The sequence below is a fragment of the Streptomyces sp. QH1-20 genome (genome assembly GCF_041283565.1).
GTDB lineage: Bacteria > Actinomycetota > Actinomycetes > Streptomycetales > Streptomycetaceae > Streptomyces > Streptomyces syringius.
In genome coordinates this window covers 5,633,877-5,645,545 of record NZ_CP166299.1, presented here as the reverse complement: position 1 = coordinate 5,645,545, position 11,669 = coordinate 5,633,877, and the positions used below count along the sequence as shown (strand labels likewise).

Below are 11,669 nucleotides of genomic sequence, written 5' to 3'. Positions count from 1 at the left end.
TTCCATACAACGTCATGCACTGTTTGGTGGGCAGGCAGCACAGAAAGGCACACGGGCTTTATCACTTCACCACACCCGCCGAGGGCTCACAGCGCTGTGGATATTCCACAAATCTCCACGTCACGAGCCGTAGGGCGAGCGTCTTGACGGGGGAGGCTCATCCGAGGACCACCTCACAGGCGTGGGCCGCGCACGCCGTGCCCGGCTGGACGCGCAACCGCAGTGCGGCCCCTGTGGCGAGCACGCGGACCGAGGTGTCGTGCGCGGTGACCCGGCGCACGGGCCGGGTCCAGAGGAGATCGATCGGGGTGCCGGCGCGCAGCGGATCGGCAAGGTGGAGGGTCGCGGTGCGGCCCCTCCGGCGGACGAGCACGGCCGCGGGGGCCGTGACGCAGAGCGTACCGGCCGTGCCCGGGGACCAGAAATTGGCCGCGGTGAGTCCCTGCGCGGGCACATGGACGGCCTGGCAGTCGCGGGAGTTGGCGAGGACCGTGAGCCGCTGCGGGTCCCGGGCGTGGGCGGCCAGCTCGCGGGGGGTGGCGCCGGGCATGAGGGCGTAGGCGTACGAGGAGTCCGCGGGGTCGGTGCCGTGGGGGCGCAGAAGGGTGAGATAGCGGCGGGTGATCCGGTCGGGGCTGCCGCCGGTGTTGATGTCCCGCCAGGAGCCGGTGCGCGATCGGCGCAGCGCGGTGAGCGCGGTGCCGCCGGGGAAGAGATAGCCGCCGTGCCCGTCGAGGTGGGCCCAGTGGACGCGCTCGTAGGACTGCGACCAGCCGTCGCCCTGGGGCTGGGGTGTGCCGTCGACGGTGAGCCGCGGGGTGCCGGTGGCGCCGAGGTTGCGGTTGTCGACGACCGTCTCGACGGGGACGCCGTCGTGCGCGGTGATCCCGGCGCCGAGGCAGATGACGGAATCGGCGGCGCAGAACCAGGACTTCCTGGCTTCCAGGGTGGAGCCGAGCCCCTTGAGATGCTGGCCGACGGTGGCGAACTCCCCGTCGGTGACGCCGCCCACCCAGCGCGCGGCGGGCTTGGGTTCGCCCCAGCCGCCGCCCTCGTTGTCGGCGAGGGGTTTGGTGGAGACGGTGGTACCGGGCAGCCGGTACGGGTCGACGGTGGGCCAGAAGCCGTCGGTGTACTGGCCGCCGCCGTGGTCGCGGCCCCACCAGTAGAGCATTCCGGCCCCGGTGTGCCAGCCGCGCGGGTTCTCGCCGTTGCCGTTCTCGTAGTGGCTGACGCGGTCGGAAGCCATGGCGATGTTCGCGCACCAGCCGGGGCGCCGGTGGACGGCCCGGTCCATGGCGGCGAAGAGCCGGTGTCCGACGGGCTCGGGGGCGGCGGGTGCCGGGCTGTCGGCGACGGCCGCGAGCCGGGCCAGATCGGCGACGCCGAACTGGGGGTCAAAGCGCACGGGGCTGGTGGTGTCGCGGGCGATCCAGCCCTTGACCAGGCCGTGCCAGCGGTCCCGCTCCGTCGTGCTCGCGCCGCCGGACAGCAGCGCGATGGCCGCGATGAGCGCATGGCCGCGCTGGTGGTCGCCCTGGGTCAGCCGCCGGGGGTCGGCGGTCTGCACTCCCCGGCTGATGGCGCGGCCGGAGACGCTGTCCATCATCAGGCCGTTGTACAGCAGGGGGGCGTAGGCCCGCTCGACACTGTCGTGGATGATCTGCCGACGCGGGTCGGTGACTTCCCAACTCGACCCGCGCAGCAGGGAGAAGAGCCGTCCGAGCCCGTCGAGCAGCACCTGGCCGTAGGTGCCGGAGTAGGCGACCCAGGTGTGCTGGATGAAGGAGCCGTCGGCGTAGAGCCCGTCGCCCTTGGTGACATAGGGGAAGACCGGCGACAGGGCGTCGCGGGCGAGGGCGACCTTGGCGGGGGCCGCGCCCAGGATGCCGCGCACGGCCACGACGCGGCACAGGTCGACGCGGTTGGCCCCGGTGCTGGTGCCGGTATAGGCGCCCAGCATCGAGTCGGGGACGAAATGGTCGACGGCGGCGAGTTGGCCGGCGCGCCGGGCGGGGTCGAGGTGGTCGTGGAGGAGGATGAGGGTGTCGAGGAGCAGCCGGGGGCTGCCGATCTGCCACTCCCACCAATTGCCGTAGCGCGTGGTCCCGGGGTGGTAGATCCGGTCGTGGAGGTGGTCGAGCCCGGCGATCACATCGGCGGCGAGCCCGGCGTCACCGGTGCCGCCGGTGCCGGGCTGGGCGTAGGCCTGGGCCATGGTGTGCAGACGGGCGTAGCTCTGGGTGATGCCGGCGGGCGGGTCGAAGGGCGCGTCGGGCCAGAGCGAGGTGGGGCCGGGCCGCATGCCCGCCCGGTGGGCGCGGGCGAGGTCGCCGGTGCGGCGCAGGGCCGAGGCGTAGGGCTCGGCCGAGGCTTCGAACCCGGTGCCGAGCATGAGGTCGCGCCATCTCTCCCGCAGCACCCGGAACTCATCGCCCGGATCCGCACCCGCGGCTGCCGCTGCGGCCCTGTCCGGTGGTCCGGCCGTGGTGAGGCCGAGGGCGGTCACGGCGGAGGCGGCGAGGAAGCCGCGGCGGGTCCAGCTCGGGGCAGACGGCACGGCGGGTCCTCCCGGGGCACGGGGTGCGGACGGTACCGGGGCCACACCGTGGCACGGCCCGTGGACGTGCGGCAATACCCCCGACTCGGCCATCGCCCGGCTCCTCCCCCCCAAGGCCTTCGTAAAAAATCCCCACCACAAATGTTGAAAGTTGAACCAGATCGGGCTAGCGTTGTTCTCGTTGAACCTTCAACAACCACTCTCGTCTTCTCCAGGAGCACGTCATGGGCATCTTCAGCCGCAAGAGCAACACCGCCGCCACTGCCGCCGACCGTGGTGCCACCGCCGTCCTCGATGTGGACCCCGCGCTGGCGGCCCTGACCGGCGACTACGCCATCGACCCGGCCCACAGCAGCATCGGCTTCACCGTGCGCCACGCCATGGTGACCAACGTGAAGGGCTCCTTCGCCGAGCACGAGGGCAGCCTCCACCTCGACGGCACCGACCCGTCCCGCTCCACCGCGCGCATCGACGTCAAGATCGAGAGCGTGGACACCGGCATCAAGGACCGCGATGCCCATCTGCGGGGTGACGACTTCTTCGACGCCGCGGCGTTCCCCCTGATGACCTTCCGCTCCACCAGCGCCGAGCAGCTCGGCGGCGACCGCTACCGGATCACCGGCGACCTCACCATCAAGGACGTCACCCGCCCGCTCGCCATCGACCTGGAGTTCAACGGCTCGGCCACCGACGTCTACGGCAACGAGCGCGTCGGCTTCGAGGGCGGCGCCGAGATCCTGCGCTCCGACTGGGGCCTGACCTGGAACGCGGCCCTGGAGACCGGTGGCGTGATGGTCAGCGACAAGGTGAAGCTGACCTTCGACATCTCCGCCGTCAAGACCGCTGCCCAGGCCTGACCCCGTGCGGATCAGCGACCGAGGCGCCGCAGACAGTCGATGACGTCCGCGCCTCGGTCCGCCGCCACGCTCAGCGCTATGTGGTTGTCGGGCCGCACCAGCACCAGACCTTCCCGGCCTTCCGCCACCCCGTACGCCGCGCGGGCATGCCCCTCGGGATCCGCGAGCCCCTCCCCGGGCGCCCCGTCGACAAGGCAGGTGCGGACAAGGGCACCGCACTCCCCCGCGACGTCCGCCAGTGCCTTCGCGCTGTCCTCGCCGAAGCCCAGCAGCGTGAAGTGCGGTCCGGCGAAGACATCGAAGAGCCGCACCGGCCGGCCGGTGACCGCGTCCACGCAGGGCGCGTCCGGTGCCCGGTCGCCCGCAGTCTCCCCACCGCAGGCCAGTGAGCTCCAGCGGTAGCCCACGCCCAGTGTGGTGGCGGCGTCGTCGACGACCACCTCCGTACCGACGCCCGCTTCCTTGACGGCCTCCCGCACCACCCGCATCCGCTCATCGGTGGTCCGGAGCGTCCAGGCCGCGACGGGGAGCCGCTCCTCCTCGTACGTGTCCAACAGCCCCTCCCCCGCCTGCCCCTTGGCGACGAGCGCGAGCTTCCAGCCGAGGTTGAAGGCGTCCTGGACGCCGGTGTTCATCCCGAGGCCGCCCGCTATCGGCTGCACGTGTGCCGCGTCGCCCGCGAGGAAGGCGCGACCGACCCTGAAGCGCTCGGCCATCCGTACATTGATGCGGTAGGTCGAGATCCATGTCGGATTGGCGAGCCGCACCCCGGGCAGCCGCGCGTGCCGGTCGAAGAGGCGCTGAAAGGTCTCCAGCGAAGGGGGCACCAAGCGGCCCTGGTCATCATGCTCGGTCGTCCCCTGGAGCTGCCACGATGTGGTGCCCGGAATGGGCCAGAGCATGATCGCGCCGTCCTCGTCGAACCACTGGTGCCAGTAGGCACGGTCCAGCCCGTCGGCCTCCACGTCCCCGATCACCATGCATTCCTCGTCCTCGGACTCGCCCTCGAAGGCCACGCCGAGCGTCCTGCGCAGCACACCGCGCCCGCCGTCGCACCCCACGACGTACGACGCCTCGATGCTTCGCCCGTCCGTGAGGGTGACGGTCGCCTTCTCCTCGTCCTGCGTCAACCCGGCCACCTCGCAGCCGAGTTCGACCGCCACCCCGTACTCGGCGAGCTTGGTGCGGAGGATCTCCTCGGTGCGCCACTGCGGAAGGCCCAGCCCCTTTCCGTACGGCGCCGAGGGCGTCGGGACGGCTCCCGCGAAGATCTCGGCGTCGGCCAGCGGGACGCCTCCCCGGTACTTGCGCAGCACCATGCGCTCCACGCCCACGGCATCGAACTCCGCCGCCACGCCGAGGTCCGCGAACACCTCCCGGCTGCGCTGGTTGGGGCCCTTGGCGCGCGAAGAGCGGTGAAAAGCGGGGGACTTGTCGATGATGCGGACCGGCACCCCGGCCCGGGCGATCGTGCACGCGAGAGTCAGCCCGGTCGGCCCGGCGCCCACGATCAGCACTGTGGATGTCATGCGGTGTCCCTCCGTCGTTCGGTGTCTCCATGAAAGACCCCCGGAGCAGAAAACGCAACCGGGTAACGAATCTTTCTTGGTAACGAGAATCTGGTAGGGTGGCCGTGTGAACGAGGTGACCGGACTGCGGGAACGAAAGAAGCAGCGCACGCGAGAGGCGCTGTCCAGCACGGCGATCGAGCTCTTTCTGGAGCGCGGCTTCGATCAGGTGTCGGTCGCGGACGTGGCGGCCGCGGTGGAGGTGTCCAAGCCGACCCTCTTCCGCTATTTCCCGGCCAAGGAGGATCTGGCCCTGCACCGGATCGCCGACCACCAGGGCGAGGCCGCCCGCGTCGTGCGCGACCGGGCCGCGGATCAGTCGCCGCTGGCCGCCCTGCGAGCCCACTTCCACGCGCGGCTCGACGCCCACGATCCGATCACGGGTCTCAACGACGACGCCCGGATACGGGCGTTCAACGACATGCTCTACACCACGCCGAGCCTGCTGGCCCGGCTGGTGCACTACACCGGCCGGGACGAGGAGGAGCTGACCGAGGCGCTCCACGAGACCGCCGACGACGGCGCGTCGGCGGCCCGGTTCACGGCCGGGCTCGCGGCCGCGCAGGTCATCACCCTCCACCGGCGCCTCGCCGAGGCGAATTGGCGCAGGATCACGGACGGCCGCACCGCCGAGCAGGCACTGCCCGAGGCCCACGCCGCCGCCGACCTCGGGTACGACCTGCTCGACGGCGGGCTGGCGGCCCACTACGGCTGACGGGCGGCGGAGGGCCGGGCGGGCGCGCACACGGCGCCGCCCGCCCGGAGAGCCGGCGCTACTCCTGCGGCTCGACCCCCGCGCGCCGCAGACCGTAGGCGTAGGCGTCGTCGAGTGCCTGCCAGGACGCGGCGATGACGTTCTCCGCGACCCCGACGGTGGACCATTCACCGCGCTCGTCGCTCGTGGAGACCAGGACCCGGGTGATCGAGCCCGTGCCCAGGCTGCCCTCCAGGATGCGGACCTTGTAGTCCGTCAGCTTCAGGGCGGCCAGCTGCGGATAGATGCGCTCCAGTGCGACGCGCAGCGCGCGGTCGAGGGCGTTGACCGGGCCGTTGCCCTCCGCGGTGGCGACGATGCGCTCGCCCTTGGCCCACAGCTTCACGGTCGCCTCATTGGCGTGCGTACCGTCGGGTCGGTCCTCGACGATCGCGCGCCAGGACTCCACACGGTAGTAGCGGCGGGCCCTGCCCTCGACCTCCGCGCGCAGCAGCAGTTCGAAGGACGCGTCGGCGGCCTCGTACGTATAGCCGGCGAGTTCACGCTCCTTCACGCGCTCGACGACCCGCGCGACCAGGGCGCGGTCCCCGCCGAGGTCGATGCCCAGCTCCTTGCCCTTGAGCTCGATGGACGCCCGCCCGGCCATGTCGGAGACGAGCATCCGCATGGTGTTGCCGACCCGCTCCGGGTCGATGTGCTGGTACAGATCCGGGTCGACCTTGATCGCCGAGGCGTGCAGTCCCGCCTTGTGGGCGAAGGCGGAGACCCCCACGTAGGGCTGGTGAGTGGAGGGCGTGAGGTTGACGACCTCGGCGATGGCGTGCGAGATGCGCGTCATCTCCGCGAGCTTCCCCGCCGGGAGCACCCGCCGGTCGTACTTGATCTCCAATGCCGCGACCACGGGGAAGAGATTGGAGTTGCCGACCCGTTCGCCGTAGCCGTTGGCGGTGCACTGCACATGCGTGGCGCCCGCGTCCACGGCCGCGAGCGTATTGGCCACCGCGCATCCGGTGTCGTCCTGGGCATGGATGCCGAGCCGGGCGCCGGTCTCGGCCAGCACGGCCGCCACGACCGTGTGGACCTGGGCGGGGAGCATGCCGCCGTTGGTGTCGCAGAGCACGACCACGTCGGCGCCGGCCTCGTGCGCGGTGCGCACGACCTGCGTCGCGTAGTCGGGGTTGGCGTGGTAGCCGTCGAAGAAGTGCTCGCAGTCGACGAAGACACGACGTCCCCGCTCCCGCAGATGGGCGACGGTGTCCCGCACCATCGCGAGGTTCTCCTCCAGCGTGGTGCGCAAGGCGAGTTCGACGTGCCGGTCGTGGGACTTGGCCACCAGGGTGACGACCGGGGCGCCGGAGTCGACCAGCGCGGCGACCTGCGGGTCGTCCTCGGCCCGTACGCCCGCCTTGCGCGTGGCGCCGAACGCGACGAGCCGCGCGTGCCGGAAGTCGATCTCGGCGGCGGCCCGCTGGAAGAACTCGGTGTCTCGGGGGTTGGCGCCGGGCCAGCCGCCCTCGATGAAGCCGACGCCGAAGTCGTCCAGGTGCCGGGCGATGGTCAGCTTGTCCGCGACGGTGAGGCTGATGCCCTCGCGCTGCGCGCCGTCGCGCAGCGTCGTGTCGAAGACGTGGAAGCTGTCGTCGACCTGAAGGCCGTCCTCGGCGGGAAAGCCGTCCTCGGGTGCGTCCGTCATGCTGCTCTGACTCCTGTCGAGATCTCGGTCTACCGGAATAACCGGTTCCACCGTCCCCCTATGATCCCGCGCGATACGCCTCCGGCGTGGTGGGCCGGGAAACGAAAAGACCTCTCGCGGGTGCGAGAGGTCTGCGCGCGGGTCTGGGACGACGGTGTCCGCGTCGTACGGGTTGGTACGAGGCGGTCACTGCGGACCGGCGCGCCTGCTGCCAATAATCATGGCGAACGAGAGCATGGCGCCATCCTGGCACGGTGTCTCGTATCGGCGCTGCGGAGTCTCACGATGCGGATGCTTCCGGCGGAGCGGGTGCTCGCTACGGTGCGGCCGGGTCCTCGATACGGTCAGTGTCGCCCTCAAACGCCGGGCGGGCTGGATGGTGTCGGGCCGGGATCACGGCACCCGTGGTGCCCACGTTCTTCAGGTCGATGTCCCGGGTCTCGCGCATCGTGAGGTAGACGATCAGTGAGACGGCCGCACAGCCCGCCACGTACCAGTAGTAGCCGGACTCGATGCCGCCCTTCTTGAACCACAGCGCCACGTATTCCGCCGTCCCCCCGAAGAGGGCGTTGGCGATGGCGTAGGGCAGGGCCACGCCCAGCGACCGGACGCCCGTGGGGAACAGCTCCGCCTTCACGCACGCGTTGATCGACGTGTAGCCGGTGACGACGACCAGCGCCAGCAGGGCCAGGCCCAGGGCCGGCCAGAAGGAGCCCGCATGGCCGAGCAGCGTCATGATCGGCACGGTCAGGAAGGTGGAGCCCACGGCGAAGGTGACGAGCAGCGGGCGGCGGCCGATGCGGTCCGAGAGGGCGCCCGCGAGGGGCTGCAGGCACATGAAGACGAAGAGGGCGCAGAAGCTGACGAGGGTCGCCGTCTGCTTGGACAGACCCGCGCTGTTGGAGAGGTACTTGGTGAGGTAGGTCGTGTACGTGTAGTACGCGACCGTGCCGCCCATGGTCAGCGCGACGACGAGGAACGCCTCGCGCTTGTGCCGCAGCAGCGCCTTGATCGTGCCGCGGTCCTCCTCGGAGGTCTCGCCCGACTCCTCGTACACCTCCGTCTCCAGCATGTTGCGCCGCAGATAGAAGATGACGGCCGCGCCCAGCGCGCCCACGATGAAGGGGATGCGCCAGCCCCAGCTGTGCAGCGCGCTGTCGGACAGGGTGTGCTGCAGAAGGATCTGCAGGCCGAGGCCGACGAGCTGGCCCGCGGTCATGGACACGTACTGGAAGCTGGAGGCGAAGCCGCGGCGGCCGGGCGCGGACGCCTCGGTGAGGTAGGTGGCGCTGGCCGCGTACTCACCGCCGACCGAGAGACCCTGGAGCAGCCGGGCGACCAGCAGGACCGCCGCGCCGCCGTAGCCCGCGACCGCGTAGGTCGGCGCGATGGCGATCAGTACGGCGGAGGCCGACATCAGGGTGACGGTCAAGGTGAGCGCCGACTTGCGGCCGCGCCGGTCGCCGACGCGGCCGAGCAGCCAGCCGCCGAGGGGGCGCATGAAGAAGCCGACGGCGAAGAGGCCCGCGGTGTTCATGAGCTTCGCCGTGTCGTCACCCGAGGGGAAGAAGGCGCCCGCGAAGTAGGTGGCGAAGCTGGCGTACACGAACCAGTCGAACCATTCGACCATGTTGCCGGCCGAGCCGACCCAGATCTTCTTCCAGTGCTGTCGTCCCATGGTCGATCACGGTGGCGGAGCGACACGTGTCGGACAAGGGGCCGGGCGGCAACGATCATGCCAACTTGCGTGCGTTGCGTTCACGACGGCCACCGGAGCCCGTACGGTCGAGGCCGCCCCGACGGTTGGTCGGGGCGGCCTCGGCGGTGGCGAAGAGCGGGCTCAGCCCAGCGGGTGCATCCAGCCGCGGGTGTCCTCGGCCTTGCCGGTCTGGATGGCGAGCAGCGCCTCGCGCAGCTTCATCGTGACCTCGCCCGGACGGCCGTCGGCCTGGGTCCACTCGGCGCCCGCGGACTTCACGGAGCCGACCGGGGTGATGACCGCGGCCGTGCCGCAGGCGAACACCTCGGTGAGCGTGCCGTTCTCGGTGTCGCGCTTCCAGTCGTCGGTGGAGATGCGGCGCTCCTCGGACTCGTAGCCGAGGTCCTTGGCCAGCTTCAGCAGGGAGTCACGGGTGACGCCGGCGAGGAGCGAGCCGGTGAGCTCGGGGGTGACGATCCTGGGCTGCTCATTGGCTTCGGCCCCGTACACGAAGTACAGGTTCATGCCGCCCATCTCCTCGACCCAGCGGTGCTCCAGGGCATCGAGCCAGACCACCTGGTCGCAGCCCTTCTCCGCCGCCTCGGCCTGGGCGAGCAGGGAGGCCGCGTAGTTGCCGCCGGTCTTGGCGAAGCCCATGCCGCCGGGCACCGCGCGGACGTAGTTCTCCGAGAGCCAGACGGACACCGGCTGCACGCCGCCGGGGAAGTACGCGCCGGCGGGCGAGGCGATGACGATGAAGAGGTACTCGTTGGCGGGCCGCACGCCGAGGCCGATCTCGGTGGCGATCATGAAGGGGCGCAGATAGAGCGACTCCTCGCCGCCGTGCTCGGGCACCCACTTCTTGTCCTGCTCGACCAGCACGTCGCAAGCCTCGATGAAGGTCTCGACGGGCAGCTCCGGCATGGCCAGACGGCGGGCGGACTTCTGGAAGCGCTCGGCGTTGGCCTCGGGCCGGAAGGTGGCGACCGAGCCGTCGGGGCGGCGGTAGGCCTTCAGGCCCTCGAAGATCTCCTGCGCGTAGTGCAGGGTCATGTTGGCCGGGTCGATCGACAGCGGCGCGTACGGGACGAGCTGTCCGTCGTGCCAGCCACGGCCCTCGGTCCACTTGATGGTGACCATGTGGTCGGTGAAGTGCCGGCCGAAACCGGGGGCAGCCAGGATCTTCTCGCGCTCCGCGTCGGACAGCGGGTGCGAGGAGGGCTTGAGCTCGATCGTGGGCGTCGTCATGAATGCGTGTCCTTCACCTTGGTGTGTGGCGGACCGCGCTCATTCCGTCCCGATCGACTCGAGGACGTCCGAGCTTCCCCTCATACCGCGGCCCCACGTTCGATTATCTCTCCCGTGGGGCCGAGGACGAAAAAACTGCGCGCGGCCCTGGATGGATGGTCGCACCCAACCGCGCGGTAGCACAGCGACCCATCTCATACAGCGGTGCTCCGCAGGTGCGGCACCGCTGGCGGGGATGGCGTCGGGAGGCGTGGCGGCCGGGTCAGCCGGATACTCGTGCGGCGAGCGCGTCGCCGATCTCGTCCGTCGTCCGGTGGGCTGTGCCGCGGGCGGCCAGGTCGTCGGCGACGGCGTCCTCGACGCGGGCCGCCTCCGCCTCGTGGCCGAGGTGGCGCAGCAGGAGCGCGACGGAGAGGACGGCGGCGGTGGGGTCGGCCTTGCCGGTGCCGGCGATGTCGGGCGCGGAGCCGTGGACCGGCTCGAACATGGACGGGAAGGCGCCGGTCGGGTTGATGTTCCCGGAGGCGGCCAGCCCGATGCCACCGGTGACGGCGGCGGCGAGATCGGTGAGGATGTCACCGAAGAGGTTGTCGGTGACGATGACGTCGAAGCGCTCGGGCTGGGTGACGAAGAAGATCGTCGCCGCGTCGACGTGCAGATAGTCGGTGGTGACCTCGGGGTACTCCCGGCCGACCCGGTCGAAGACGTTCTTCCACAGGTGGCCCGCGTAGACGAGGACGTTGTTCTTGTGGACGAGGGTCAGCTTTTTGCGCGGCCGGGCCTGCGCGCGCTCGTACGCGTCGCGCACCACGCGCTCCACGCCCAGTGCCGTGTTGAGGCTGACCTCGGTGGCGACCTCGTCGGGGGTGCCGGTGCGCAGGCTGCCGCCGTTGCCGACGTAGGGGCCCTCGGTGCCCTCGCGGACGACGATGAAGTCGATCTCCGGGCGTCCGGCGAGCGGGGTGTCCGTGTGGGGGAAGAGCTTCGACGGACGCAGATTGACGTAGTGGTCGAAGGCGAAGCGCAGCTTGAGCAGCAGCCCGCGCTCGAGCACGCCGGACGGCACGGAGGGATCGCCGACCGCGCCGAGCAGGATCGCGTCGTGGTCCTTGAGGGATTCGAGTTCGGCGTCCGGCAGGGTCTCGCCCGTCGCGTGCCAGCGCCGGGCGCCGAGATCGTACTCCCGGGTCTCCAGCTTCACGTCCGAAGGAAGGACGGCACTGAGGACCTTCAGGCCCTGGGCCACGACTTCCTGGCCGATACCGTCACCGGGGATCACTGCGAGGCGCATGGTGCGAGACATAGCGGGACCGTACTCCGCCGTCCCGG

General features: G+C 70.8%; 8 protein-coding genes. 2 read left to right on the top strand and 6 right to left on the bottom strand.

The window, feature by feature from the left end:
* Positions 1-157 precede the first annotated feature (157 nt).
* Positions 158-2,560, bottom strand: a complete 2,403-nt coding sequence (locus tag AB8O64_RS25700) for a polysaccharide lyase 8 family protein (protein WP_370421656.1) — start codon at positions 2,558-2,560, stop codon at positions 158-160.
* A gap of 224 nt (positions 2,561-2,784) precedes the next feature.
* Here AB8O64_RS25700 and AB8O64_RS25695 point away from each other — a divergent pair, with 224 nt between their 5' ends.
* Positions 2,785-3,417, top strand: a complete 633-nt coding sequence (locus AB8O64_RS25695) for a YceI family protein (protein WP_370421655.1) — start codon at positions 2,785-2,787, stop codon at positions 3,415-3,417.
* An 11-nt stretch (positions 3,418-3,428) separates the two neighbouring features.
* On the opposite strand, the gene AB8O64_RS25690 is transcribed toward AB8O64_RS25695, so the two are convergent.
* Positions 3,429-4,946, bottom strand: a complete 1,518-nt coding sequence (locus AB8O64_RS25690; protein WP_370421654.1) for an FAD-dependent monooxygenase — start codon at positions 4,944-4,946, stop codon at positions 3,429-3,431.
* A 106-nt stretch (positions 4,947-5,052) separates the two neighbouring features.
* On the opposite strand from AB8O64_RS25690, the gene AB8O64_RS25685 reads away from it, so the two are divergent.
* A complete protein-coding gene (locus AB8O64_RS25685) occupies positions 5,053-5,700 on the top strand; it encodes a TetR/AcrR family transcriptional regulator (protein WP_370421653.1) in 648 nt (215 codons plus the stop codon).
* Positions 5,701-5,758: 58 nt separating this feature from the next.
* On the opposite strand, the gene cimA is transcribed toward AB8O64_RS25685, so the two are convergent.
* The 4 genes from cimA to AB8O64_RS25665 all read right to left on the bottom strand — a co-directional run bounded on the left by cimA (position 5,759) and on the right by AB8O64_RS25665 (position 11,643).
* A complete protein-coding gene (cimA, locus tag AB8O64_RS25680) occupies positions 5,759-7,393 on the bottom strand; it encodes a citramalate synthase (RefSeq protein WP_356452771.1) in 1,635 nt (544 codons plus the stop codon).
* A gap of 316 nt (positions 7,394-7,709) precedes the next feature.
* The gene (locus AB8O64_RS25675; RefSeq protein ID WP_370421652.1) at positions 7,710-9,071 is read right to left on the bottom strand and encodes an MFS transporter; all 1,362 of its coding nucleotides are present in this window, start codon (positions 9,069-9,071) and stop codon (positions 7,710-7,712) included.
* A gap of 162 nt (positions 9,072-9,233) precedes the next feature.
* On the bottom strand, positions 9,234-10,340 hold the full coding sequence (locus tag AB8O64_RS25670) for a branched-chain amino acid aminotransferase (protein WP_356452774.1): 1,107 nt from the start codon (positions 10,338-10,340) through the stop codon (positions 9,234-9,236).
* Between the two features lie 262 nt (positions 10,341-10,602).
* Complete coding sequence (locus AB8O64_RS25665) at positions 10,603-11,643, bottom strand: 3-isopropylmalate dehydrogenase (protein ID WP_356452776.1); 1,041 nt, start codon at positions 11,641-11,643, stop codon at positions 10,603-10,605.
* Positions 11,644-11,669 lie beyond the last annotated feature (26 nt).

Coding starts and splice junctions, on each gene's coding strand:
- AB8O64_RS25695 (WP_370421655.1), top strand. CDS start 2,785: ATGGGCATCTTCAGCCGCAAGAGCAACACCGCCGCCACTGCCGCCGAC.
- AB8O64_RS25690 (WP_370421654.1), bottom strand. CDS start 4,946: ATGACATCCACAGTGCTGATCGTGGGCGCCGGGCCGACCGGGCTGACT.
- cimA (WP_356452771.1), bottom strand. CDS start 7,393: ATGACGGACGCACCCGAGGACGGCTTTCCCGCCGAGGACGGCCTTCAG.
- AB8O64_RS25675 (WP_370421652.1), bottom strand. CDS start 9,071: ATGGGACGACAGCACTGGAAGAAGATCTGGGTCGGCTCGGCCGGCAAC.
- AB8O64_RS25670 (WP_356452774.1), bottom strand. CDS start 10,340: ATGACGACGCCCACGATCGAGCTCAAGCCCTCCTCGCACCCGCTGTCC.
- AB8O64_RS25665 (WP_356452776.1), bottom strand. CDS start 11,643: ATGTCTCGCACCATGCGCCTCGCAGTGATCCCCGGTGACGGTATCGGC.